Annotated in this window: 24 protein-coding genes; 14 read left to right on the top strand and 10 right to left on the bottom strand. The window is 32.6% G+C overall.

Annotation, left to right across the window (positions count from 1 at the left end; genetic code table 11):
- Nucleotides 1-16: 16 nt before the first annotated feature.
- From DFQ02_RS13960 to DFQ02_RS13970, 3 genes are all read right to left on the bottom strand, one after another.
- Nucleotides 17-919: a TIGR01777 family oxidoreductase gene (locus tag DFQ02_RS13960; protein ID WP_116525065.1), complete on the bottom strand. Its 903-nt coding sequence runs from the start codon at nucleotides 917-919 to the stop codon at nucleotides 17-19.
- A 171-nt stretch (nucleotides 920-1,090) separates the two neighbouring features.
- Nucleotides 1,091-1,807 carry a tRNA (5-methylaminomethyl-2-thiouridine)(34)-methyltransferase MnmD gene (mnmD, locus tag DFQ02_RS13965; protein WP_116525066.1) on the bottom strand — a complete coding sequence of 239 codons (717 nt, stop codon included), beginning with the start codon at nucleotides 1,805-1,807 and terminating at the stop codon, nucleotides 1,091-1,093.
- A 102-nt stretch (nucleotides 1,808-1,909) separates the two neighbouring features.
- Nucleotides 1,910-3,247, bottom strand: a complete 1,338-nt coding sequence (locus DFQ02_RS13970; RefSeq protein ID WP_116525067.1) for a hypothetical protein — start codon at nucleotides 3,245-3,247, stop codon at nucleotides 1,910-1,912.
- 310 nt (nucleotides 3,248-3,557) lie between these two features.
- Here DFQ02_RS13970 and DFQ02_RS13975 point away from each other — a divergent pair, with 310 nt between their 5' ends.
- On the top strand, nucleotides 3,558-4,625 hold the full coding sequence (locus DFQ02_RS13975) for a branched-chain amino acid aminotransferase (protein ID WP_181896427.1): 1,068 nt from the start codon (nucleotides 3,558-3,560) through the stop codon (nucleotides 4,623-4,625).
- Nucleotides 4,626-4,704: 79 nt separating this feature from the next.
- On the opposite strand, the gene DFQ02_RS13980 is transcribed toward DFQ02_RS13975, so the two are convergent.
- The gene (locus tag DFQ02_RS13980) at nucleotides 4,705-5,091 is read right to left on the bottom strand and encodes a pyrophosphohydrolase domain-containing protein (protein ID WP_116525068.1); all 387 of its coding nucleotides are present in this window, start codon (nucleotides 5,089-5,091) and stop codon (nucleotides 4,705-4,707) included.
- A 51-nt stretch (nucleotides 5,092-5,142) separates the two neighbouring features.
- On the opposite strand from DFQ02_RS13980, the gene DFQ02_RS13985 reads away from it, so the two are divergent.
- The gene (locus tag DFQ02_RS13985) at nucleotides 5,143-5,328 is read left to right on the top strand and encodes a hypothetical protein (protein WP_116525069.1); all 186 of its coding nucleotides are present in this window, start codon (nucleotides 5,143-5,145) and stop codon (nucleotides 5,326-5,328) included.
- Nucleotides 5,329-5,582: 254 nt separating this feature from the next.
- Here DFQ02_RS13985 and DFQ02_RS13990 read toward each other — a convergent pair whose 3' ends face one another.
- A complete protein-coding gene (locus DFQ02_RS13990) occupies nucleotides 5,583-7,622 on the bottom strand; it encodes a dipeptidyl-peptidase 3 family protein (RefSeq protein ID WP_116525070.1) in 2,040 nt (679 codons plus the stop codon).
- A gap of 185 nt (nucleotides 7,623-7,807) precedes the next feature.
- On the opposite strand from DFQ02_RS13990, the gene DFQ02_RS13995 reads away from it, so the two are divergent.
- The 5 genes from DFQ02_RS13995 to DFQ02_RS14015 all read left to right on the top strand — a co-directional run bounded on the left by DFQ02_RS13995 (nucleotide 7,808) and on the right by DFQ02_RS14015 (nucleotide 11,291).
- Nucleotides 7,808-8,827 carry an SRPBCC family protein gene (locus tag DFQ02_RS13995; RefSeq protein ID WP_116525071.1) on the top strand — a complete coding sequence of 340 codons (1,020 nt, stop codon included), beginning with the start codon at nucleotides 7,808-7,810 and terminating at the stop codon, nucleotides 8,825-8,827.
- Between the two features lie 127 nt (nucleotides 8,828-8,954).
- Nucleotides 8,955-9,320 (top strand): fluoride efflux transporter CrcB, encoded by a 366-nt coding sequence (crcB, locus tag DFQ02_RS14000; RefSeq protein WP_116525072.1) that lies wholly within the window; start codon nucleotides 8,955-8,957, stop codon nucleotides 9,318-9,320.
- 176 nt (nucleotides 9,321-9,496) lie between these two features.
- A complete protein-coding gene (locus tag DFQ02_RS14005; RefSeq protein WP_116525073.1) occupies nucleotides 9,497-9,796 on the top strand; it encodes a hypothetical protein in 300 nt (99 codons plus the stop codon).
- A 17-nt stretch (nucleotides 9,797-9,813) separates the two neighbouring features.
- Complete coding sequence (locus DFQ02_RS14010; protein WP_116525074.1) at nucleotides 9,814-10,431, top strand: hypothetical protein; 618 nt, start codon at nucleotides 9,814-9,816, stop codon at nucleotides 10,429-10,431.
- A gap of 128 nt (nucleotides 10,432-10,559) precedes the next feature.
- Entirely contained in the window at nucleotides 10,560-11,291 is a 732-nt protein-coding gene (locus DFQ02_RS14015; RefSeq protein ID WP_116525075.1) for a sulfite exporter TauE/SafE family protein, read from the top strand.
- A gap of 100 nt (nucleotides 11,292-11,391) precedes the next feature.
- On the opposite strand, the gene DFQ02_RS14020 is transcribed toward DFQ02_RS14015, so the two are convergent.
- Nucleotides 11,392-11,994 carry a DUF1684 domain-containing protein gene (locus DFQ02_RS14020; RefSeq protein ID WP_116525094.1) on the bottom strand — a complete coding sequence of 201 codons (603 nt, stop codon included), beginning with the start codon at nucleotides 11,992-11,994 and terminating at the stop codon, nucleotides 11,392-11,394.
- 285 nt (nucleotides 11,995-12,279) lie between these two features.
- Between DFQ02_RS14020 and DFQ02_RS14025 the strand changes: the two genes are divergently transcribed.
- Both DFQ02_RS14025 and DFQ02_RS14030 read left to right on the top strand, forming a co-directional pair.
- Nucleotides 12,280-13,533, top strand: coding sequence for an MDR family MFS transporter (locus DFQ02_RS14025; RefSeq protein ID WP_116525076.1), 1,254 nt, complete (start codon nucleotides 12,280-12,282; stop codon nucleotides 13,531-13,533).
- Nucleotides 13,524-13,901, top strand: a complete 378-nt coding sequence (locus tag DFQ02_RS14030) for a VOC family protein (RefSeq protein WP_116525077.1) — start codon at nucleotides 13,524-13,526, stop codon at nucleotides 13,899-13,901. The genes DFQ02_RS14025 and DFQ02_RS14030 overlap by 10 nt, the downstream gene beginning before the upstream one ends.
- On the opposite strand, the gene DFQ02_RS14035 is transcribed toward DFQ02_RS14030, so the two are convergent.
- On the bottom strand, nucleotides 13,902-14,345 hold the full coding sequence (locus DFQ02_RS14035; protein ID WP_116525078.1) for an Lrp/AsnC family transcriptional regulator: 444 nt from the start codon (nucleotides 14,343-14,345) through the stop codon (nucleotides 13,902-13,904).
- A 122-nt stretch (nucleotides 14,346-14,467) separates the two neighbouring features.
- Here DFQ02_RS14035 and DFQ02_RS14040 point away from each other — a divergent pair, with 122 nt between their 5' ends.
- Nucleotides 14,468-14,863, top strand: coding sequence for a hypothetical protein (locus DFQ02_RS14040; protein ID WP_116525095.1), 396 nt, complete (start codon nucleotides 14,468-14,470; stop codon nucleotides 14,861-14,863).
- 593 nt (nucleotides 14,864-15,456) lie between these two features.
- Here DFQ02_RS14040 and DFQ02_RS14045 read toward each other — a convergent pair.
- Nucleotides 15,457-18,921, bottom strand: a complete 3,465-nt coding sequence (locus tag DFQ02_RS14045; RefSeq protein WP_116525079.1) for a methylmalonyl-CoA mutase family protein — start codon at nucleotides 18,919-18,921, stop codon at nucleotides 15,457-15,459.
- Nucleotides 18,922-19,067: 146 nt separating this feature from the next.
- On the opposite strand from DFQ02_RS14045, the gene purU reads away from it, so the two are divergent.
- The 3 genes from purU to DFQ02_RS14060 all read left to right on the top strand — a co-directional run bounded on the left by purU (nucleotide 19,068) and on the right by DFQ02_RS14060 (nucleotide 21,088).
- A complete protein-coding gene (gene purU, locus DFQ02_RS14050) occupies nucleotides 19,068-19,922 on the top strand; it encodes a formyltetrahydrofolate deformylase (protein WP_116525080.1) in 855 nt (284 codons plus the stop codon).
- 179 nt (nucleotides 19,923-20,101) lie between these two features.
- The gene (locus DFQ02_RS14055; protein WP_116525081.1) at nucleotides 20,102-20,806 is read left to right on the top strand and encodes a DUF4197 domain-containing protein; all 705 of its coding nucleotides are present in this window, start codon (nucleotides 20,102-20,104) and stop codon (nucleotides 20,804-20,806) included.
- 87 nt (nucleotides 20,807-20,893) lie between these two features.
- A complete protein-coding gene (locus DFQ02_RS14060) occupies nucleotides 20,894-21,088 on the top strand; it encodes a Lacal_2735 family protein (protein ID WP_116525082.1) in 195 nt (64 codons plus the stop codon).
- A 220-nt stretch (nucleotides 21,089-21,308) separates the two neighbouring features.
- Here DFQ02_RS14060 and pyrF read toward each other — a convergent pair whose 3' ends face one another.
- Both pyrF and prfA read right to left on the bottom strand, forming a co-directional pair.
- On the bottom strand, nucleotides 21,309-22,121 hold the full coding sequence (gene pyrF, locus DFQ02_RS14065; RefSeq protein ID WP_116525083.1) for an orotidine-5'-phosphate decarboxylase: 813 nt from the start codon (nucleotides 22,119-22,121) through the stop codon (nucleotides 21,309-21,311).
- An 85-nt stretch (nucleotides 22,122-22,206) separates the two neighbouring features.
- Nucleotides 22,207-23,283, bottom strand: coding sequence for a peptide chain release factor 1 (prfA, locus tag DFQ02_RS14070; RefSeq protein WP_116525084.1), 1,077 nt, complete (start codon nucleotides 23,281-23,283; stop codon nucleotides 22,207-22,209).
- A gap of 276 nt (nucleotides 23,284-23,559) precedes the next feature.
- Here prfA and DFQ02_RS14075 point away from each other — a divergent pair, with 276 nt between their 5' ends.
- Nucleotides 23,560-24,417 carry a hypothetical protein gene (locus tag DFQ02_RS14075; protein ID WP_116525085.1) on the top strand — a complete coding sequence of 286 codons (858 nt, stop codon included), beginning with the start codon at nucleotides 23,560-23,562 and terminating at the stop codon, nucleotides 24,415-24,417.
- Nucleotides 24,418-24,534 lie beyond the last annotated feature (117 nt).

Genomic DNA, 24,534 nt, shown 5'->3' on the forward strand with positions numbered 1-24,534 from the left:
TCATTAAAACTACCCATTAAATCAAATCCTCTAAGGCAGGCTTTAAATGATGATACTTAAAATGAAAACCTTTACTTTCTATTTTTTTAGAACTAACCCGCTGACTATCAAATAAAACTGTATGCATTTCACCAAGTACAAGTTTCATTACAAACTTTGGAATATTTGGCAAAACCAATGGCTTTCTCAGGACTTTAGCAATGGTACGTGTTAACTCCTTATTTGTAACAGGGTTTGGTGCAACACCATTGTAATTACCTATTAAACCATTTTTGAGGATGAACAAAAACATATTGGCTAAATCTTCTATATGAATCCATGATTGCCATTGTTTCCCACTTCCAAAAGCTGCTCCCAAACCAAATCGAATTGGTTTAACCATTTGGGGTAATGCCCCTCCTTTGTTTGACATTACTAAACCAATTCTTACTTTTGAAGTGGAAATATTAACATCTGTAAATAATTCAACCGCTGCTTCCCATTGCTTAACTACTTCTCCTAGAAATGTTTTATCAAACCCCTTAAAATTTTCTTCATAGTAGTTAGTGAGAGAACTGGGATAAACACTTATACCACTTGCAGATACTACTTGTTTTATGTTATGAGATTCTCCTTTTAAAGCGTTAACTAAAAGCTTAACTCCTTCCACTCTACTAGAAATGATTTCTTTTTTATACTCTGGTGTCCATTTTTTTGATACTGTAGCTCCAGCTAGATGGATAATGGCATCTACATTCCTAAAACATGCTTTGTCTATTTCTTGGCTCTCCAAGTTCCAATAAAACCCTTGATAATTTCCATCAGTCTTAATTTTAGATTTATTGGTAGTCAAATAATTAACCAATATGCCTTGTTCATGACAAGATTTAACAATTTGTTGACCTATGAGACCTGTGGCTCCTGTTATTAATACCCTCATACTTTAAAATTACGAAATGGTGCCTCCAATTGCTAATAAATTAAGTTAGGTTTAACAATTGGGACAAATGACATAGGGCTGTAACTGCTCACTATATGCTGTTAACTAAATACTTGGTTGCCCATAACATTTAGCTCTTAATCAAATTATAAATTATTGAATCGCTAAATATCACGCTCCTTTACATGCACGTAACATTTCCCTTTTACCGGGAGGACCTGGGAGTTTTTCTACTGAAAACCCAACAGACTGCATAGCTCTGCGCACACTTCCTTTTGCAGAATAGGTCACCAAAACACCATTGTCTTTTAAAGCGTTAAACATTTTTTTGAATATGTCTTCTGTCCATAATTCTGGTTGTACCCGGGCACCAAAAGCATCAAAATAAATAAGATGAAAAGCATTGCTGTCTTCAATATCGTCAAAACATTTATGTTGTTTTGTAAGTGAAAATTTTTGAGAAATCTGATGCTTTTCCTCCCAGGAAACATCATGAATTTTATTAAAAACCATCTTGCACTGTGGCATATTTAATTCAGAAGCATAATTCAAAAGTTCTATTTCATCTTTAGAAACAGGATATCCTTCAACACCTACATAATCAATTTGGGTTTTAATCTTAGCAGATTCCAAAAATGTGATCAAAGCATTAAGGCCTGTTCCAAAACCAATTTCTAGAATGGATAAATCATTTTGAGACTTATCGACTCTGCTCGAAGTGAGGTCAACATTTAATTCATTTACGTTCCAAAGATGATGTAACCCATGTTTTATGAATACATGATATGCTTCTTGAATGGCACCATATTTAGAATGGTATTGTTCATTCCACTCTGGAATATGAATGGTGGTTGAACCATCAGCAGTAATAATAATTTCTCTTTTCACTATTGAGATATTAAAAAACTAATAAACATAGAATTAGAGGTTTCCTTATATGAAAATTTCACTTTAAAATGGTTAAATAATGAAATTTGGGAATGGATTTACTTATATGTTTAAACCTATATCTAAAAGAGCTACAGCATCTTTGATTTCTTTTGGAGTTCCATAGATTATATAAATTTCATTTCTATAGGCTTCATAAATATTATCGTCTAGTTGGGTTCTATTAATCATACCTCTAATCCTATTTGAAAATCCATATTTACTCATAGTTGGTATCCTTTTGAGATCATAAGACAATTTGATAAGATTACCTCTAAAATCTTTATAGGCTATACTGTTATCTGTTTCATTAACACCAATAATCACATTTTTATTAACATCTGTTTTAGGCTGGTATAAACCTAAAGCCTTTCCTTGAGTTTCTATATTAGAATCGGAAAGTATAAAAACGGTATTATCAGCATCTGGAAAACCACTACCAACACTCTCTTTGTCAGTAATAGCCCATTGTCCATTCGTTTTCCTGTAATATAGATATTTTGTAGTCCATACACTCCTATCATGTCTAAGAGACCAAACACCTGTCATTACATTCATATCATTATCAGAACCTGGATGCACTCCACTTGGAGCCTTTATGGAAATGTCCGATTGTACAGCATTTGGATTCCATAATTTTGTACCGGCACGATGTTGGTTGATACAATGCCCTGGAGGACGAATAAATGAAATTTGATAATAGTGTTTTACGATACTTATAGATATTCCGTATTGTCCTGAAATATCTTCATAGGTTCCATAATAATCAAATTCACTTTTAACCTCATCCAATTGTTTACCTTCCAATTCTTCTTCGTCAAGTCCATCTTCATCAGAGTTTCCTCCGTCATTTCTATATGGGTCCTCTCCAATATTTTCCCAGCGTGTAAAATCATATTGTCCATCGCCATGCCAAAGCGCCAAAGGCCTAGGCTCTACAATTAATTTTTTTCCATCTTCTGTTTGTGTAATGGCACATGGTGAACCTAAGGTTTCAAAAAAACCAGCTTGAGTAGGGTTGTATCTGCCACCATGAGAAGCATCTCTAATGGCCACCTGACCTGCTCTACCATACCTATCTGATTCTGGCCCCATAATATCTCCCAAACCAGGAATAACCACCTCGTTTATCACTCCTCCACCATTTGAGGTAATTCCTATTTGAAAACCTGATGGGCCAGATTGTAAATGATGCGTAGTAACCCTTGGGTTAGATTCAGATATGATATCAAAAGTCTCTGAGGCTTCCGGTGTTTCTTCTTTTGGCTCTTCTACTTCTTCTTCTTTTTCTTCAGGCATTTCAATTTCAGGTGCCTCTTCGATATCCCCACTTTTTTGGCAATTCAAAAATAATTGACTAACCAAAAACAAACTAAAAACTGTAAGTCTGAATAATTTCATATTCTAATTAAATTTTATTAAATCTATAGAACAAATATTACTTAAAGAAACATTTTATCCATCCTGTAGTGTATGCAAACATATTGATTTGAAGAAAACGAAGAAATAGCCATAGAATTATTATAGAACTACCTCATTTTAAGGCAGGAATTATAAAAATCTCTATTTAAACATACCCAATATTAATACATAAATATAACAACACAATTATTGGTTTTATAATATGAAAATTTCAATTTTAAATGATTTAAATAAAGACAACTATTTTTAACGTTTTTATTATAACTTTGTCTTGTAAAATGATGAGATTATGAGCACAATAATCAATGACATAGAGATTATAAAAGCAGAGTCTTCTAAAATTAATGAGGTGGACTTTGACAATTTGACCTTTGGAAGTGTGTTTTCTGACCATATGCTGGTTTGTGATTATAAGGAAGGTAAATGGCAAGCACCTAAAATTATGCCTTATCAACCAATCACATTAGACCCTTCTGCAAAGATTTTCCATTACGGACAGTCCGTCTTTGAAGGTATGAAAGCATACAAAGATGTAGATCAAAATGTCTGGTTATTTCGTCCTTTAGATAACTTTAAGCGTTTAAATATTTCGTCTAAACGTCTATCAATTCCGGAATTGCCTGAAGCATATTTCATGGAAGGACTGAAAGCGTTATTAGAACTTGATAAAGATTGGATTCCAACAAATGATGGAAGTTCATTATATATTCGTCCGTTTGTTTTTGCATCTGGACAAGGGTTTCATGCGTCTCCTGCTGATGAATATAAATTTATAATCTGTACTGCTCCTTCTGGATCGTATTTTTCCGGTGATGTAAAAGTTCTCATTGAAGAAACGTATTCTAGATCTGCAAATGGCGGTGTTGGGTTTGCAAAAGCAGGTGGGAATTACGCTGGACAGTTTTATCCGACACAATTAGCAAAAGCCAAAGGTTATCATCAGGTTATTTGGACCGACGATAACACACATGAATACATCGAGGAAGCCGGTGCTATGAATATTTTTGTTAGGATAAATGATACTTTGATTACAGCTCCAACAAGTGATAGGATCCTTGATGGTATTACGCGGAAAAGCATTATTGAATTAGCAGAATCTGAAGGTATCGATGTAGAAGTTAAAAAAATAACTGTAACGGAAGTTGTTGAAGCTGCTAAAAATGGAACACTAAAAGAAATGTTTGGTGCTGGTACGGCGGCCGTAGTCTCTCCGATTTCTGCGTTTGGATACAAAGGCACAGACTACGAATTACCTAAGTTAAATGATACGTATGCAAGTTTCTTAAAAAAACGTATTACAGACATTCAAACCAATAAAACTGAAGACCCATTTGGATGGCGTTTTAAAGTTGTTTAGTAACTAATTGAGCATAAAAAAAAGAGGAACATTAATGTTCCTCTTTTTTTGGATTCTTCTTGAATGATAAATTACAAAGTTATTTTTTCAAAATAGCATCTATGTTTGGTTTAAAATAATGAGGTCCTTTTAATACCTTACCATCTTCTCGATAAATAGGTTCTCCATCTTCACCTAATTTACTCATATTACTACGTTGAATTTCTTCAAAAACTTCCTCAATTTTATATTGTAGACCATGCTCAATGATAGTACCACATAAAATGTAAAGCATATCTCCTAAGGCGTCTGCTACTTCAACCAAATCACCATCATTAGCAGCATCTAAATACTCTTCATTTTCTTCACGCATTAATTTATAACGCAACATATTTTTTTCTGCTCCTAAATTGGCTTTAGGGCTTTCTCTATGACCTATTTTAAACGCTGTATGAAATGCTTTAACTGCCTCAATTTTGTCTTTCATGAATATTTAATATTTAATCTAATTCCTTTACTTTTGCATAAAAGTAATTATATGTTTAGTAAAGGTCAAATCATTTTTGGAGTTTTATTCTTTATAGTGTTTGCTATCATTATAGCCTTTACTTATCGAAAAGATATAAAACTTCACAAACGCTTTTATGCAGGTAGTATATGGATACTTATTGCCTTTATTGCTTTTATACTTTTTATTGCTGCTATTAAATTTTTCTTCAAATAGTCAAAAAAATAATATAACGATACACTGGGAAATTTTTGTTTTAAATTGTTATACTAACAAAATAACTAAAATTGACGCAACCTTTTTCTGCCCTTTGCATCTATTTAGTAACTAAACCAACTAAAAATGAAGACACTATTAATTATCTCCATTCTTATTGTTATTAATATTTTACTATTAGTTTTTAGTGTAAATAAAAAAACAGAACCTTGATTTAAGATTCTGCTTTGTTTAAAAAAGCACTTATAATTTAGTTAGTTTACTTCTGGTAAAAAATTATAATTTCTACTATAATCTAACATTTGGTCAGCAAATGTTTTGGGCTGTATTACTTCAATAGCTGTAATTTCTCCAACTTCATTTTTCTCAGCCATTAATACTGGATTCACAAAACCTGAATAAGGAGCCGACGTAAATTGTTTGTTCCTTTCTAAAACTTCAGCATGAATAGCTTGGTCTACTTTTACACCGTAGCCTTCTACCAATTGTTCTACGGCGGCATAGTCACCTTCAGATTTTATGCGTTGTGTTTCACGTAATAAATCACCAAAAAGCTCACGAAGCTTTTCGTAATTATTAATATTGAAATAGGTCTTTCCGTTTTTAACTACTTTTTCTATTATATTATCTTCCTTTCCTTTTTCAAAAACCCAAGCACTCACCCATTGCCTGTTTCTCATGTGGGCTTCTTCCACATCATCACCTAAATTTAATCGAATTAACTGCATCATCAGTCCGTTTCTTATATAGCCATCATATGCAGCTTTTCCAACAGCCTGCCAATCATCTACTAAACCCAATTCTTGAAGCTTTGAATCATACAAGAAATAAAGGGCCACTAAATCTGCACGACCTTCTTCTAAAGTTGAAGCATAATTCTTTAATGTTTCTTTGGTTTCTCCAACACCAGGGTTTAATATTCCTGAGGCATGACCAATAACCTCATGTAACGCCGTATGTAACTTATCTGCTAACTGACCATATTTTTCCTCCAATTCATATTCCTCATCATCATGCACAAATTCCTTTAACCTTCCCGAACTTGCTGAATTATTGTATGCTTCTATTATGTTTCCTAAAGAAACCGATTTACTACCTACGGCAGCACGAATCCAATTAGCATTTGGTAGATTAACTCCAATAGGGGTACTGGGAGAGGCATCTCCAGCTTCTCCTGCAACATTTACTACTTTATAAGTAACACCAACTACATTTGCTTTTTTATGTTCATTCATAATAGATGAATTGTCTTCAAAATATTGGGCATTATCCGATAGCACCTTCATTTTTTGAGACATATCAAAATCATTAATCTGAACAATAGTTTCATAAGATCCTCTATATCCTAATGGGTCATTATATACCTCAATAAAGCTATTAATATAATCTATATTACCTTCGGTGGCATTAGTCCAGGCTACATTGTAGTCATCCCAAATTTGCAAATCGCCCGTTTTATAATATTCAATCAATAAACCAATTGCCTCCCCTTGAGCTTTATTTTCAGCAACACCTTTGGCCAATTCTAACCACTTGATAATTTCATCAATAGCACTACCGTAAAGTCCACCAGATTTATAAACACGCTCTTTAACTATACCATTTTCTTTTACCAACTGCGAGTTTAACCCAAACGATAATGGTTTTTCAGGATTAGGTGATTGCTTTGCTGCATAAAAGCTTTCAACATCAGCATTGGTAACATTAGGACCATAAAAATTTACCGCAGAAAGCGCCACATTATCAATACCCTTACTCTGATTTACTTTTTTAGAATCTTTATCATTAAAAATAACATCAAAAGCTTCTCCCTCTAAAGTTATATTCGTACTAGCTAATAACTGCTTAAAATAATCCGCGGAAAAATCTGGTTTTATTTTATCATTAGAATAATGATGATGTATGCCGTTACTGAACCAAACTCGTTTTAAATACACCTCAAAAGCCTTCCAATTGTCTGTAGACTTATCACCCTCATAAGAAGTATAAATATTTTCAAGTGCTTTTCTAATAGTTAAATTATGTCTGTAATTTTGATCCCACATAATATCTCTTCCACTCAAACCTGCTTGCGTAAGATAATAGACTAATTTTTGTTCCTTTAAAGTCAATTGTTCCCAACCAGGTATTTGATACCTTAAAACTTTGATATCTGCAAATTGTTCAACGGTATAATCGAATTTGTCTTCTTTAGTTATATTATTAGAATTCACAGATTTCTCTGTTTTACCATCAACACAACCTAATAAAAAAACTAGACTCAATACTATAATTAAAAAGTATTTGAATTTCATTTTGAAAATCTATTTTTATTATTTCTTTTAAAATATTTAAACATTAATTCGAAGCGAATTATTAATTGCAACAAAAATAGATGATTTAAGTAAAAAATCAATGTTAAAATATTGCCAATACTAAAAAATAATAACAACTTAAAAATTGATTATCTTTGAGTTACTCAAATACCCTTTTTACTAAAATGAAAGCATTCAAGTATATTTTATTTCTACTGTTCATTGCTATCATTGCCATAGCCATTTATGTTGCTGTACAACCTAATTCATACGAGGTTTCCAGAACCCGAACCATTAAAGCTCCTGCCCCTGTTATTTATTCCAATGTTATTGATTTTAAAAATTGGGGAGATTGGTCATCGTGGGTAGAAGTTAATCCTGATATAAAAATAACCTTAGCAGATAACACCAGAGGTGTTGGTGGTTCTTACTCTTGGGAGGATAATGATGGTATTGGTACTATGACTACACTTGAAGCCATTCCTTATACCTCCATAGAACAGGAAATTCAGTTTGCTGATTTTCCAAAATCTGATATTTCATGGACTTTTAAAGCAACCGATGATGGTGCTACTGATGTTACTTGGACTATTTCTGGAAAAAATTTATCCTTTGGCTTTAAAGCATTTGCTGCCTTTAACGGAGGAATGGACAAGCAAATTGGCCCACATTACGAACGTAGTTTAGAAAAACTAGATAGCATTATACAACTTAAGTTAAAAGCTTTCAGTGTAAATATTGATGGGATTACCGAATATGGTGGTGGCTTTTATATGTATAAAACAACTTCAGCAACGGACACTAATATTAGCCAAATTATGCAAAAACAATATGCAGATATAATGGACTATATGGCCCAAAATAATATTGTTGCCAGCGGTATGCCATTTACCATTTATAACGAAATGAATACAGAAAACGGACATGTTATTATGAGTAATGCCATTCCTACCAGGAGTAAAGTTAATGTTGAATATAGTAGTGAAATTTTATGTGGTTATATACCCAAAACCAAGGTACTCAAAACCACATTAAAAGGTAATTACAGTAATTTACCTAAAGCTTGGGAAGCTACTATGAAACATATTGCTGAGAATAGTTTAGAAATGTCTGGTATAAAACCCTTTGAGATTTACACCAACAACCCGAAAAATTTACCCAATCCAGCCAATTGGGTTACAGAAATATATATTCCAATAAAATAATCTGAATATTTAATATATTGCAAAGAATCTGTAAATGTTATCCTGAACTCGTTTCGGGGTCTCATTTACTAAGATATTAAGATGCTGAAACAAGTTCAGCATGACAATTTTATTTTTGGCTGTGTAGATGAAACACATTTTATTAGTTTTTCTTGGTGGAGGCTTTGGTAGTGTTTTGCGCTATGTTATTGGAAAATACTTAAATAGCCCATCAAACGGAATACCTTACGGTACTTTTGCTGCGAATATTTTAGGAAGTTTGCTTATTGGTATTATTTTAGGGTTGGCAGCCAAAAATAACTCCTTAACACAAAGTCAAACCTTATTGCTAGCCACTGGTTTTTGTGGTGGTTTTACCACTTTCTCTACCTTTGCTTACGAAAATCATGTGTTTTTAAAAGCTGGCGATTTTACGAGTTTTGCTGTTTACACTATGGCCAGTTTTATAATTGGCTTTTTAGCGGTGTTTTTAGGTATGTTTTTGGTAAAATAAAATCTTGATTCTGCAAAAATTTGAACTATACTTTTAAATCAAAGTTTTCTCCCACAATTATGTTGAATTTATTTTAACATTAAAAACAGATTTTACTTACTTTTAATGGGATAAATATAATTCTGATAAAATAATTGTGTTTATTCATATGTTAGCAGAAATTAAAACCATTCTTTTTGGAAAAAGTAATTTTCATAAATGAACCAGAAAAAAGTATAGAAGAAATTCAAAGTCTAATTAAAATCGTTTATAATGGCTTTATGGCTTTAGCAATGGACTATGGCTATTATGTTAAAAATACATTTGGTTCTGCCAAAGATGGAAAACATGAAATATTTGAACTAAGAGATAGTATAAACTATAGAATTAGAAGTGCAAATCTTCATTTTTATCTTTTGATTGATAGAAAATTTTTTATCGAACACAGATTTGCTAAAATGCTAAAAAACCCACTGCCTTTAACGGGTATCATATAGGTAATCCTCACTTTGAAATGGCCACAGATGAAGTTATGGCAATTTATGATAGTATCATTTTTCATTTATCTTCTTCTTTTGATTACTTAGCAATGTTAACTCAATTTATTTTTGGACAAAATCCTCAAAAAAACCTTCAGTGGATAACGCTTGTAAAGCATTGTTACAATAAAGAAAGTGAATATGGAAAAAGAAAGTTTGTAGATAATATTAAAAGAGTAGATTCTGAATTTGTAAGTAAGTTTAATGATTACAGGTCTGAGTTAATTCATAGAAAAAAATCAACATCTTTTGCTAATGTGTCTTGGGAATTAAAATCAGGACATGTAACAACTCAATTTGAATGCTCTGACAAAATTAAATCCAATCTTAAAAAAATTATAAACAAAGATTTAAGGTACTGTATCACATATGCTTCATTCATGGTAATAAAAGAAACGTTGTTAAAGATATCAGATGTGTTACACGGAATGCACGATGAGTTCAGAGAAAACTATAATCAACTTCCAGTTATGAATAAAGGTGAGTTGCAAATTTTTTCTATGTCTGGTCGAAATAGCACTCCTGAAAGTCCTTCTGTTAGCTACTGGAAAAAATTTATGGAATACAAAAAAACTTCTGCTAACACCGGCTAAAAAGCATTGCAGATTAAAGTAACTGTGTTCCATCTCAGAGTTAAATCAAATTATTACTCAAGAATTTATTATCTTTTAATTCTCAAAGCAGAACTACGTTAACTCTGAGTTCACTGATAAAAAATTGAATGAAAAATGTAAGTTATCTATTCTTACTTTTAGCCTTGATCGCCGAATTATTTGGAACAGTAGGTGGATTTGGTTCATCAGTATTCTTTGTTCCAATTGCAAATTTCTATTTCGATTTCGAATCAGTCCTAGGTTTAACAGCTATTTACCATCTTTCAAGTAATTTGAGTAAAATAGTTTTGTTTAAAAAAGGGCTTGACAAGAAGTTACTTGTGAATATTGGTATCCCATCAGTAATTTTTGTTGTACTTGGTGGACTCGTTACAAAGTTTTTTAACAATTCATATCTTGAATTAATTCTTGGAGTATTTCTTTTTGTTTTTGCTCTATTATTTCTGATTAAAAAAGAAATAGTAATTAACCCCAACAGACGAAATGCTATAATTGGAGGTAGTTTTTCAGGATTTTCTGCAGGACTACTAGGAACCGGAGGTGCAATAAGAGGACTTACTATGGCCGCATTTAATTTGGAAAAAAACGTATTTATAGCCACTTCTGCATTCATTGATTTCCTAATAGACTTTTCAAGAACATTTGTTTACTACTACAATGGGTTTATTCATAAACATGATTTGATTTATGTGCCTTTTCTATTAGTTATTGGTATTATTGGAACGGCAATTGGCAAAAGAGTTCTTAACTTTATACCTCAAAATAAGTTTAAGCAAATCTCACTCGGTTTAATATTAATTATTGGAATAATAACTTTAACTAATGCTTTTATAAAATAAATGAACATATAAAAAACATCCGAAATCACCGTGTATGATTCATTGCTATAGATTTTACACAACAAAATTATAACCAACATTAGTCAACGGAACTATAAAATCAACTCTTCTTAAAAGCCATTACCCCCGCTTCTATTCTAACTCGCAAATAATTTTCTCGTGGTACTACAGGGCATGAATACTTATCATTATAAGCGCAATATGGATTGTAAGCCTCATTAAAATTAATTAGTATAGTATCACCTTCGGGTATTCTGACATCAATGTAGCGTCCGCCCCCATAGCTTTCTTGTCCGTTAGTTTCGTCTAAAAAAGGTAAAAACAAATAGTCTTCATAACCTTCTTCTTTAATTAAACCTTGATTTTGATAAATATTTAGTTTCAAATCTTTACCTTTTAAGTTAAAAGAAAGTTCACCGTATTTAACATATTCGGGAAGTCTATCTGTTGTGGTTTTCATTTTAAAAGGTTTTTCGTTAGGCGTTCTTTTAAAATGTGCCCTCACTACATAACTAGAGTCTACTTTAAAAAAATATAAGCCAGCAAATTGTTTTCTATCTTTATCGGTTAAAGGAGACTCGGTGGCATCTTTAAACTGGGCATTCATCGCTTTTTGAAACTCGGTTTCACCCTGTATAGGTCGCTTATCTTGACCACAGGACATCAAGATTATAAATAAAAAAAAAAGGCTTAGATGTTTCATAAATAAAAAAATTCTTTCATTCAAATCTACAATATTAGAATATTTTATATAGTTTTGGAGCATAAAAAATATAATAAGATGAGACGTATTGTCGCAATTTGTAAAAAGCAATGGATGCTTTCCTTAACCAAGGAAACATGTCGGGCTTATTTTATATTGTGGTAATATTATTATACAATATTTCAATATTTAAAAGTCCGGCTAACTAGCCGGACTTTTTATTTATAGTTGGTAAACAACTTTTTAATTAAATCAATTTATTTATGACTTAGAAGATTAGAAATCATGCAAACACTATGGAACAATTACGTAAACACATTTAAAGGACTTTCAAGAGAAGTATGGTGGTTATCATTAATCACATTTATTAATAGAGCAGGAACCATGGTCATTCCTTTTCTATCACTATATCTAACCAAAAGTTTAGGCTTTGCAGTTAGTGATGTGGCGTGGATAATGAGTGCCTTTGGTTTAGGATCTGTAGTGGGCTCATGGTTAGGTGGTAAATTGACTGATAAGATAGGGTTTTACAAAGTAATGGTTCATAGCTTGCTAGCCACTGGAGTTCTATTTATTAGCCTTCAGTTTTTAAACACATTTGCATCGTTCTGTATTGGTTTATTTTTGGTTATGGTAGTAGCAGATTCTTTTAGACCTGCTATATTTGTGGCTCTTAGCGCCTACAGTAAACCCAAAAACAAAACACGTTCTGTTACCCTTATAAGATTAGCAATTAATTTAGGTTTTTCTGCAGGTCCAGCACTTGGAGGTTTTATTATAGCATCAATAGGATACGGTGGTTTGTTTTGGGTTGATGGTTTAACTTGTATTGTGGCAACAATGGTGTTGATTTATGTATTAAATCCTAAGTCTACTAGACAGTTAAACGAAGTAAAAATTTTAAATCCAAGATCAGCCTATAGTGATAAGGCTTTCATTATTTTCCTATTGTCTATGACTTTATTCGGAATCGTATTTTTACAATACTTCTCTACAATGCCTATATATTACAAGGATGCTCATTTTTTAACTGAAGTAGAAATTGGCATTTTACTTGGTATGAATGGTTTCATCATTTTCGTTTTTGAAATGCCTATAATTAAATGGTTAGAAAATACAAGGTTTACCAAAACAAACTTAATGCTATTTGGTGCGCTTCTAACCGGATTAAGTTTTGTTGTTCTAAACTTAACTTCATGGATTGGAATCCTTGTCATTGGTATGCTGTTAATGACTTTTGGAGAAATGATTGCTTTTCCATTCTCTAATGCATTTGCTATGGATAGAGCAAAAAAAGGAAATCAAGGTGAATATATGGCACTATATGCTATTGCGTTCTCTATTGCTCATATTTTTGGACATAATATGGGATTACAGATGATAGGTAAATTAGGCTTTGACAATACTTGGTTTATTATTACAGGGTTAGCCGCAGTTTGTGTATTTTTACTATTCTTCCTAGGACGATTTCTTAATATTAAAAAGAAACAGAAACAGTCTGTAGTTGAAGTTGAGGAAGAAGAAATACTATGGATTTAAATCAAATTACCATACCGTCTTTAAATGTTGCTAGAGCAATGGAATTTTACAAAATCTTGGGATTGCAGCTAATAGTTGACGCACTCCCAAGATATGTAAGATTTGAATGCCCTGATGGAAACAGTACCTTATCTATACATCATGTGGATGAAATATCAAAAGACAATGGCATTACTATTTATTTTGAAGACGACTATTTAGATACCTTAGTTGAAAATTTACAACAAAAAGGCATTGAGTTTAGCCAATTGCCAAAAGATAAAAATTGGCTTTGGCGTGAAGCCCATTTAAATGACTTTGATGGTAATAAGATTATTTTATATCATGCTGGAAAAAACAGAAAAAATCCACCATGGCGAATTAGTTAATCATTTGATGGGTATTACTTCTTTTTGCTTTATTACTCTGGAAAGTACTATTTGTGTTTTGCTCTCACCATAAATAATAAGCTGGTCAATGAAATTTTCAAGGTGTTTATGATTCTTTAAAACCACTTCCATCACAATATTTTCATCACCGGTAATTCTGTAGCAATTTACAACCTCATCAAAAGTTTTTACTTTTTCTAAAAAAGGTTTCAACTTTCCCATAAAGGCTCTTAAAGTAATGATAGCCTTTAATTGATACCCAATTTCAAAAGGAGAAACAATGGCTTTATAACCTTCAATAATGCCCAAATCTTCCATTTTTTTTATACGTTCAGATACGGCAGGAGAACTTATACCCACTTGACGTCCAATTTCAGCATTAGAAAGTCTGGCATTTTGCTGTAAACACCTTAAAATCTTTCGATTAAGTTCATCTATAAGCATTTAAAGAATTTTAAAGTAAAAACATTTATTTTAAAGTAAAAATACAAAATTACTTTAAATATTAAAGTTGAATGTGATTTCTTGTGAGTAATTTTGATAAAATTGTAGTGAAAAAGAGAATGATGTTACACAATACCCCACCAAACCTATCGGATTTACCGATTTATAGAAAAGCCCTAGAGATTTTTGCGCTTTCTCAAAGCATTTCTTCATACATGCAAGATGACCTAGTACCATTAAAAGATGATGGTTCTGAGGATACAAACATTTACTTTTCGGGTGATATTGTTCAACAATCTGTATCCTTAGCTCCTGAGATTGTCAATGCCGAATTAGAGCGTCATTCTGAAAGAAAGCACAAACATCTAGCTTCTTTAAAAAAACTTACTAATCTGCTTTATAAAAACTCTTACAGATTAGAGCGCTCCAGTAGCAATGGTAAAGATTTTTTACCCATCTTAAGAAATGAATTGAAAAAGTTTAAAAAACTTCAGCGTAGTTGGATGTTGAGTTTATAGTTTTTAGAACAAAAAAAACACATCCATAAGGATATGTTTATATTTTTGGGAGACTTCAATTTTTATATAAACACTCATTTTGAAAATACTATATCTAGATTTTAACAACACAATTTGAATGTGACCAATATACATTGAATTGGAGAATATTTCTATTAAAAAAATCACCTGAACTTGATATATTTCAAGTTTGATTACACTAAACCATAAACAACTTGTATTCTTGACAAGGTTTCTGGGCGTATATTTATTAGTGACGCCAAATATTTTTCAGGTAAACGTTTAAAAATTTCAGGCTTAACAATGTTCATATAAAAGTCATACCTATCTTTGGCTATTGGTATTCTGGCAGCAAGTGCTCTGTATTCTGCTTCTATATAAAACTGTTCTAGTAAAGTTCTATGAAGTCACCTTTTTTAAAACTTTTACTTACTATTCTTTGGGATAAAAATTTGTTGAGTGATTTAGATAATGGAACAACTGAATTTAATAAAAAGGTTATTGTTTTTTACTTATAGACACAAATTAGAATTCGTTTTTCAAAATATAAAACTAAAACTCTGCACAACAAGAAAATTCTTTTTAACTAAACTCTACATGTTTCTTCTGTACTGTCCGCCTACTTCAAAAAGTGCTTGAGTAATTTGCCCCAATGAACACACTTTACATACTTCCATAAGTACTTCAAATATATTTTCATTATTTATCGCTGCATTTTGAATTTCCTTTAAAAAGCTGGAAACATCTTTAACTGCATGAAGGTTTTTCAAAGTATTTATTTGAATTTGCTTTTCTTCTTCAGAGGCTCTAATAACCTCCGCTGGCAAAATCGTTGGAGACCCCTTACTACTTAAAAATGTATTTACGCCAATAATTGGGATACTTCCTTTGTGTTTCAAGGTTTCATAATACAAACTTTCATCTTGAATTTTACTGCGTTGATACATGGTTTCCATGGCTCCTAAAACACCCCCTCGTTCCGTTAACCTATCAAACTCTAATAACACGGCTTCCTCTACTAAATCGGTTAACTCTTCAATTATAAAGGCGCCTTGTATAGGGTTTTCATTCTTGGCTAATCCTAATTCCTTATTAATAATAAGCTGAATAGCCATGGCTCTACGTACCGATTCTTCTGTTGGTGTTGTAATAGCTTCGTCATAAGCATTGGTATGAAGCGAATTACAGTTGTCATAGATAGCATAGAGTGCTTGAAGTGTTGTTCTAATATCATTAAAATCAATTTCCTGTGCATGCAAACTTCTACCTGAGGTTTGAATATGATACTTTAACTTTTGAGCGCGTTCATTGGCCCCATATTTTAGCTTCATAGCTTTCGCCCAAATTTTTCTTGCTACCCTCCCAATAACTGCATATTCTGGATCTATACCATTTGAAAAGAAGAATGATAGGTTAGGACCAAAATCATTAATATCCATACCTCTACTTTGATAGTATTCTACATAAGTAAACCCATTTGATAAAGTTAAGGCTAGTTGTGTGATTGGATTTGCTCCTGCTTCTGCAATATGATATCCCGAAATAGAAACCGAATAGAAGTTTCTAACTTTATTTTTAATAAAATACTCCTGAACGTCTCCCATTAATTTTAAAGCAAACTCTGATGAAAAAATACAGGTATTTTGTGCTTGATCTTCTTTTAAAATATCTGCCTGTACTGTACCCCTAACCCTAAAAATAGTTTTCTCCTTAATTTCATTGTAAATTTCCTTTGGCAAGACTTCATCCCCTGTAACCCCTAAAAGCATTAAACCTAAACCATCATTCCCTTTGGGTAACTCACCATGATATTTCGGACGCTGTTTTCCTTTATAAATTTGATTTATTTTGGATTCAACTTCAGCTTCAAGTCCATTTTTTTTAATATAAATCTCACATTGCTGATCAATAGCCGCATTCATGTAGTAAGCTAACAGCATGGGTGCAGGACCATTAATTGTCATACTCACTGATGTTTTTGAGTCCGCCAAATTAAAACCAGAGTATAGTTTTTTTGCATCGTCTAAACAACAAATACTAACACCGGCATTTCCTATTTTACCGTAAATATCTGGTCTAGTGTTCGGGTCATTCCCATATAATGTAACACTATCAAAGGCAGTTGATAAACGTTTTGCTGGCATCTCAAAACTTAGATAATGAAAACGTCTGTTGGTTCGTTCTGGACCACCTTCTCCTGCAAACATCCTAGCGGGATCTTCGCCTTCTCGTTTAAACGGATAAAGACCAGAAGTAAAAGGAAAGGCTCCTGGAACATTTTCTTGTAAGCTCCAACGTAATACATCACCCCATGCTTCATATTTTGGCAATACTACTTTTGGAATTTGCAAATGAGATAGAGACTCTGAATGTGTTTGTACTTTAATCTCTTTGTCCCTTACCTTAAAGGTGTAAATAGGGTTTTTGTATCTGTCAATCTTATCTTGCCAAGTTACAATTAATTCCCAGTTATTTGGCTCTAAATTCGTTTTTAACTTATCAAATTCTTTAAAAAGCAAATGTAGTAATGAGGATTGAGAATCTTCATTATCGAAATTGCTTATAGAACCTTTGGCTTGTTTCAGGATTTCATCCTGCTTTAAACCAAAAGATTTCAAATATGAATTCTCTTTGCTTTTTGGTATCTGGGCAACATTACAAATAGTTTTAAATGTACCAAAAAGCTTTTGAGCAATTTCTACCTGCTCATTTACTTTAATATCGTAATTCTTAATCGTCTCAGCTATTTCAGAAAGGTATCGTGTTCTTTGAGGAGGGATTATATAAACTTTAGTATGGCGTTCATTAATTGCTTGATATGAAGATTTAAAATCTACACCAACTTTTTCAACTAAATTCTTAATTACCGCTTTGTAAAGTGCATTCATTCCAGAATCATTGAATTGAGACGCTATGGTGCCGTAAACAGGTAAGTCTTCTTCCGAAACATCCCAAAGATTATGGTTACGCCTATATTGTTTTTTTACATCTCTGAGAGCATCTTGGGCTCCCCGTTTATCAAACTTATTGACAGCAACCAAATCAGCAAAATCCAACATATCAATTTTTTCTAATTGTGTAGCGGCTCCAAACTCTGGAGTCATTACATACATTGAAAGATTACAATGTTCAACAATTTCTGAACCCGACTGCCCTATTCCTGACGTCTCCAAAATAATCAAGTCAAACTTAGCCAGCTTCAAAATAGCGATGGCTTCATCAATATGTTTAGAAAGCGATAAATTAGATTGACGCGTTGCTAAACTACGCATATACACCCTTGGGGTATTGATAGCATTCATTCTAATTCTATCTCCCAAAAGAGCACCTCCTGTTTTTCGCTTGGACGGATCCACTGAAATAATTCCTACCGTTTTATCTTGAAAATCTATCAAAAATCGCCGTACCAGTTCATCAACTAATGACGATTTGCCTGCACCTCCAGTTCCAGTTATTCCTAAAACAGGTACTTTTGACAAGGCTACTTTCTTAGTAATTTCATTTAATATGTCTTTAGAGATCTCTGGAAAGTTCTCAGCCGCTGAAATCAATCGGGCTATGGCTCTGTGATTTTGAGATTGAATTTCTTCAATTTCACTGTTGTTTAAAGTATTTCCAATGGGAAAATCAGACTGCTCAACCAAATCATTAATCATGCCTTTTAATCCCATTTGCCTTCCATCATCTGGTGAATAGATTCTAGAAATGCCATAATCCATCAGCTGCTTTATTTCATGGGGAAGAATGACACCGCCACCACCACCAAAAATTTTTATATGACCAGCGCCCCGCTCTTGAAGCAAATCAAACATATATTTAAAATACTCATTATGTCCACCTTGATAAGAGGTTAAACAAATAGCATTTACGTCTTCTTGTATAGCAGTGTTTACAACCTCCTCTACACTCCTATCGTGGCCTAAATGAATCACTTCAACACCAGTAGCTTGTATAATTCTTCGCATAATATTGATAGAAGCATCATGACCATCAAATAATGATGCTGCTGTAACTACTCTAATATGATGTTTTGGATTATATGGCTTCGTTTGATTCATTTATAAAAAAATATCAATTCCCTATATGCAATTTACGAAATATTCAAAAAAAACTTGTGATTATCGATTATTTTCAAATTTTAAAGATAAGATTAGCATAACTACTTTTTTAAGCTAATTTTACCACCTGAAATAAGTAAAACCCGATGAATAAGATTACTATTTTAATTAATTGTAACGATCAACCAAACATCATAGCCTCTGTAACCAATTTTATTGCGCACCAAAACGGTAATATTGTTTATATAGACCAACACGTTGATAGAGAGCAAAACATTTTTTTCATGCGATTGGAAAGTGAGTTTTCTTCTAAAACCTTTTCTACCGAAGCGTTTAAGGAAGCATTTGAAAATGTACTGGCCGAAAAATTCGATATGAAATGGCGTATTTATTCTTCGGAGAAAAAGCCAAAAATGGCATTATTTATTTCAAAATATGATCATTGTTTATATGATCTTTTAGGGCGTTACAATTCTGGAGAACTTAATTTAGAAATCCCTTTTATTATAAGCAATCACAAGGACCTAAAACCAATAGCCGATAGTTTTAATATTCCTTTTTACCATATCCCTGTTACCAAAGACTCTAAAAACGAAGCAGAGAATGAACAATTAAAACTGCTTGAAGAACACAAAATAGATTTTATTGTTTTGGCTAGGTATATGCAAATAGTATCACCTAAACTTATAGACAAATATCCTAACAAAATCATAAATATACATCACTCATTTTTACCTGCTTTTGTGGGTGCTAAACCCTATCATTCAGCATACAAACGTGGTGTTAAAATTATTGGTGCCACCAGTCATTATGTTACAGAAGAATTAGATGCAGGCCCTATTATAGAGCAAGATGTAACAAGAGTTACTCACGCACATTCCATTCCTGATCTTATTGCTAAAGGACGCGACCTTGAAAAAATAGTTTTAGCTAATGCGGTAAAATTACATGCTGAAAGAAAGGTGATGGTTTACAATAACAAAACAGTTATTTTCTCTTAAATAAAAAACCAGTCAACTCTCAATTAAAAAAATTGTGACTTGTTTTCTAAATCTGTGTCATAACAACAGAAAACAAAAAGTTCATAAAAATAATGAGGGATTGTTAAGTTTAAACTAAAGAAAAGGCATCTTTCTCTCAGGGTGTCTTTTTTATTTTTATATATTTAAAAACAAAAATTATGTCCCGAAAATTATTGATTTTATTACTTATCTTCAACCTCACTGCCTGTGCCGAGTTACAGCAAGTCATTAATGAATTACCCCAAAGCGGCGGTATTAGCAATACCGAAATAGCCTCTGGTTTAAGGCAAGCCTTAAACTTTGGAATAGACAAACAGGTGAGTAAACTCACCCAAAAGGATGGTTTTTTTAAAAATGAACTCGTAAAAATATTACTTCCAGAAGAATTACAGAAAGTTGATAAAACATTACGAGATGTTGGTTTAAGTAAATTAGCCGATGAAGGTTTAAAGATTTTAAATAGAGCTGCCGAAGATGCTGTAAAAGAGGCCACCCCTATTTTTGTTGATGCAGTTAAAGGTATTACGTTTGCAGACGCTAAAAATATTTTGTTGGGTAACGATCATGCTGCCACCAACTACTTAAATAATAAAACCCAAACAGCTTTATATGCCAAATTCAATCCTGTAATTAAGAGTTCGTTTACTAAAGTTGGAGCCGATGATATTTGGAAAAATTTAATTACCAAATACAACAGTTTACCTTTTACGAATGATGTAAACCCTGATTTAACAGATTACGTGACCAAAGAAGCTTTGAAAGGCGTTTACACCATGATAGCTATTGAAGAAAAAGATATTAGAACAAAACTATCTTCTAGAACCACAGATTTATTAAAAAAGGTTTTTGCTTTACAAGACTAGCAGTTCCTAATTTAACAAAAGGTTAAAAGAGCGCTTTTTATATTCAAATAAAAAATGTATATTTAATTACTTGTTAATCAGCAACCAATGAGTAGGTCAGATTTTATAAAGAGTCGTAAAAAAGCACTTGATAAACGTTATAAAGAACTTGTTGAGCAAGCTTACAATTTAAGGGAAACCGATTTTGCCTTAAGTGATTTTTCAGAATACAAGGCTCTTGAACTTTTACATGAGATTAATCGTTTAAATTATCTTTCCAGAGATATTACGCCTTTTTCCTAGTCTTATTAATTATTTAACGTTTTTCTTACATCCAAATCACGTCTTTTTTCGTACTTTATAGTATAATAAAAAACGTTATGAACAATCAATTTTGTAAAGTGGGAAAAATAAAACCCAACTTAAGTAAAGCTTTAAGTTTAAAAGACATAGAAAGAAGAATCAACAATTTTGTTGATGATCTAAGTAAGGTTGAATACTCTGAAAATTTAAAGACAAGTACCTAACCTAAAATAGCTTTCATTTCTTTTTGAAGTTCTGCAGCCTTATTAGCCGCAGCAAGGGCGAAATTGTTTCCTTTGGAAGCATAAATAATACCCCTTGATGAATTTATCAGTAAGCCAACAGAATCGTTCATCCCATATTTACAAACATCCTGAAGATTCCCTCCCTGTGCTCCAACGCCTGGAACCAATAAAAAACTATCAGGAATTATTTCACGAATTTCGGCCAAATATTCAGCCTTAGTAGCACCAACAACATACATCAAATTTTCAGAGTTATTCCATGTTTTTGAAGTCTCTAACACCTGTTTGTACAACTCTTGGTTTTCAACCGTTTTTGTCTGAAAATCAAAAGCTCCTTGATTAGAGGTTAAAGCCAAAAGAATGGTGTGTTTATTTTTAAAGGCTAGAAAAGGCTCCACCGAATCTTTTCCCATATAAGGTGCTACTGTTACAGAATCAAAAGCTAAATCTTCAAAGAATGCTTTGGCATACATAGTACTTGTGTTCCCTATATCGCCTCGTTTAGCATCAGCAATAGTGAAAATTTCAGGGTAATTTTCATTCAAGTAATCAATGGTCTTTTCCAAAGCTTGCCAACCTTTAATACCATAGGCTTCATAAAAAGCGGTATTGGGTTTGTAAGCTACACATAACTGATGAGTGGCATCAATAATAGCTTTATTAAACGCAAAAATTGGGTCCTCTTCTTTTAAAAGGCGCTCTGGAATTATATTTAAATCTACATCCAATCCAATACATAAAAAGGATTGTTTTCTTTTGATTTCTTTAACTAATTGGTCTGTTGTCATATTTGTCATACCTGAGAAGGCAGGAATCTAATAAATAATAAATTAAACTTTTTATGGATTCCCAGCTTTACGGGAATAATAGATACTATATCGTTTCATCCCCCGCCTTTAACTTTTCTGTATTTTCGGCAAGCATAAGTTCATCAATTATTTTTTGAATATCTCCATTAATAATATTCTGTAAATCATAAAGCGTTAAACCAATGCGGTGATCTGTAACACGTCCTTGCGGATAGTTATAGGTTCTAATTTTAGCACTTCTATCTCCAGATGATACCATACTGCCACGTTTAGCAGCATCTTCTTCCATTTTTTTAGCTAATTCTAAATCGTAAAGCCTAGAACGTAAAACCCTAAACGCCTTTTCTTTGTTTTTATGCTGCGATTTTTGGTCTTGACATTGCGCCACCAACCCCGTAGGAATGTGCGTTAAACGTACCGCAGAATATGTGGTGTTTACAGATTGCCCACCAGGACCTGAGGAACAGAAATAATCTATGCGAACATCTTTAGGGTCAATCTCTACATCAAACTCTTCTGCTTCTGGGAAAACCATAACAGTTGCAGCACTGGTGTGCACACGCCCTTGAGTTTCGGTTTGTGGTACACGTTGTACGCGGTGTACGCCGGCTTCAAACTTTAGGGTACCATAAACATCTTCACCTGTTACTTCAAACTGAATTTCTTTAAACCCGCCATTAGTACCCTCACTAAAATCTACCGTACTCACATTCCAACCTTTACTTTCGCAATATTTAGTGTACATTCTAAATAAATCACCCGCAAAAATACTCGCCTCATCACCACCAGTTCCGGCTCTTAATTCTACTACGGCATTTTTAGCATCCTCCGGGTCTTTAGGGATGAGTAACACCCTAATTTCCTCCTCTAATTTTGGAATTCCTTCTTTAGCCTCGTCATATTGCATTTTGGCCATGTCTACCATTTCTGGGTCACTCCCATCTGCAATAATCTCTTCTGCTTCTGCTAAATTATTGGTTAGTTCAATGTAAGCATCACGCTTATCCATTAAAATCCTTAAGTCTTTATATTCTCTATTAAGATCAACATAACGCTTTTGGTCTGAGATAATATCTGGTTGTATTATCAAATCACTTACCTCATCAAAACGCTGTTTTACTATTTGTAGTTTCTCTAACATCGGCCTCTTTTAATTGGTGACCAAAAATACGATAAATTATGAATTTTTAATAGTTGATAGGGTTGTATATAAATGATAATTTATACTCTTTTAAAATAACTATAGATGCCTGATTGCTTTTGCTAAATTAATAAGAATGAAATAAAAGAAATGAACTTGAATTTGTAAATATTTTCTACTACTTTAGTTCTTGACTGCTGGTAAGCAGGTACCAAAGAATATATGCTATTAAAACAACGCATATTCATAAAGTTGTGTGCAAGCTAAAAAATCGGAATGACTAAAATTTACAGTTACATTGATAAGGAAGGAATTCCATTTAAAAAGCTTGCTGAATTTTCAATTAGAGTTCAAAAAGATGATATTCTTAATAGATTGAATATTGAATCTGACGAAACTACCGATAAGATCATAAATAAAGGGGAATTAATTATTTCTACCCATCATCAGCCCGACGTAAAAGCACCTAATTTTCCTAATAAATTCAAATTAACCAGAGAAGCTCAAGAAGAGATTGCTATTAATTGGTTAAAAGATACCACAGGATATATTGTGGCCGAATTTAAAACACTATTTGAACTCCCTGAATTAAATGGAAAACCCTTTTTATTGCAAGTCGAGAGAGGCATAAGAAACTATTTTTTAGTTCTAGCGACTCAAACAATTAACGGAGATATGATTGTTAGAGAAAAATATCATAATCGACATGGATTTTTACAGGAAAACTTTATTAAAACATTTGGACAAATAACCAAAATAAACGGGACTCTAGGTATTAATGGAAAAATTAATGGCTTTGGAAACTTAACTGAAGTTGGTGGAGATTTATGGTTCTCTAATCATGTTTATCAAGAAAATTTAGAAACTATATATCCATTAAAGATAGTTTATGGAGATTTTAATCTAAAAAATACTCATGCTTCATTATCATCACTTGAAGAAGTTGGTGGGAATCTGAATTTAAGAAAAACCACTTGCCATAATATATCATCACTAAAAAGAGTTGGTGGCAATGTATTACTTTCCAAAAGTCAATTGTCCAACTTTGACTTTTCAAAAGTAGAAATCAATGGAAAGATTAAGACATATAATGATAAGTTCAACGAAGGAAAATTAACAACACCGAATTATTGAAAAAATAAAAAAGCCAGCACACAACAAAGAACTGAGTTAAAAAACAAGTGTTTTAAGCTAATTTAGAAACAAAGTTCTCATCGTAAGGTAATCCACTTTTTACGATAGCAAATGCCT

Source organism: Seonamhaeicola aphaedonensis (assembly GCF_003386195.1).
Lineage (GTDB): Bacteria > Bacteroidota > Bacteroidia > Flavobacteriales > Flavobacteriaceae > Seonamhaeicola > Seonamhaeicola aphaedonensis.

Bases quoted from the DNA above. Each gene is read 5' to 3' on its own strand.
- DFQ02_RS13970 (WP_116525067.1), bottom strand. From the start codon at position 3,247: ATGAAATTATTCAGACTTACAGTTTTTAGTTTGTTTTTGGTTAGTCAA.
- DFQ02_RS13985 (WP_116525069.1), top strand. From the start codon at position 5,143: ATGTTTAGTAAAGGTCAAATCATTTTTGGAGTTTTATTCTTTATAGTG.
- DFQ02_RS13990 (WP_116525070.1), bottom strand. From the start codon at position 7,622: ATGAAATTCAAATACTTTTTAATTATAGTATTGAGTCTAGTTTTTTTA.
- DFQ02_RS14060 (WP_116525082.1), top strand. From the start codon at position 20,894: ATGAGTAGGTCAGATTTTATAAAGAGTCGTAAAAAAGCACTTGATAAA.
- DFQ02_RS14010 (WP_116525074.1), top strand. From the start codon at position 9,814: ATGGCCACAGATGAAGTTATGGCAATTTATGATAGTATCATTTTTCAT.
- pyrF (WP_116525083.1), bottom strand. From the start codon at position 22,121: ATGACAACAGACCAATTAGTTAAAGAAATCAAAAGAAAACAATCCTTT.
- DFQ02_RS13980 (WP_116525068.1), bottom strand. From the start codon at position 5,091: ATGAAAGACAAAATTGAGGCAGTTAAAGCATTTCATACAGCGTTTAAA.
- DFQ02_RS14020 (WP_116525094.1), bottom strand. From the start codon at position 11,994: ATGAAACATCTAAGCCTTTTTTTTTTATTTATAATCTTGATGTCCTGT.
- DFQ02_RS13975 (WP_181896427.1), top strand. From the start codon at position 3,558: ATGAGCACAATAATCAATGACATAGAGATTATAAAAGCAGAGTCTTCT.
- DFQ02_RS14075 (WP_116525085.1), top strand. From the start codon at position 23,560: ATGACTAAAATTTACAGTTACATTGATAAGGAAGGAATTCCATTTAAA.
- DFQ02_RS14015 (WP_116525075.1), top strand. From the start codon at position 10,560: ATGAAAAATGTAAGTTATCTATTCTTACTTTTAGCCTTGATCGCCGAA.
- DFQ02_RS14035 (WP_116525078.1), bottom strand. From the start codon at position 14,345: ATGCTTATAGATGAACTTAATCGAAAGATTTTAAGGTGTTTACAGCAA.
- DFQ02_RS14055 (WP_116525081.1), top strand. From the start codon at position 20,102: ATGTCCCGAAAATTATTGATTTTATTACTTATCTTCAACCTCACTGCC.
- DFQ02_RS14030 (WP_116525077.1), top strand. From the start codon at position 13,524: ATGGATTTAAATCAAATTACCATACCGTCTTTAAATGTTGCTAGAGCA.
- DFQ02_RS13995 (WP_116525071.1), top strand. From the start codon at position 7,808: ATGAAAGCATTCAAGTATATTTTATTTCTACTGTTCATTGCTATCATT.
- DFQ02_RS13960 (WP_116525065.1), bottom strand. From the start codon at position 919: ATGAGGGTATTAATAACAGGAGCCACAGGTCTCATAGGTCAACAAATT.
- DFQ02_RS14025 (WP_116525076.1), top strand. From the start codon at position 12,280: ATGCAAACACTATGGAACAATTACGTAAACACATTTAAAGGACTTTCA.
- purU (WP_116525080.1), top strand. From the start codon at position 19,068: ATGAATAAGATTACTATTTTAATTAATTGTAACGATCAACCAAACATC.
- crcB (WP_116525072.1), top strand. From the start codon at position 8,955: ATGAAACACATTTTATTAGTTTTTCTTGGTGGAGGCTTTGGTAGTGTT.
- prfA (WP_116525084.1), bottom strand. From the start codon at position 23,283: ATGTTAGAGAAACTACAAATAGTAAAACAGCGTTTTGATGAGGTAAGT.
- DFQ02_RS14045 (WP_116525079.1), bottom strand. From the start codon at position 18,921: ATGAATCAAACGAAGCCATATAATCCAAAACATCATATTAGAGTAGTT.
- DFQ02_RS14040 (WP_116525095.1), top strand. From the start codon at position 14,468: ATGTTACACAATACCCCACCAAACCTATCGGATTTACCGATTTATAGA.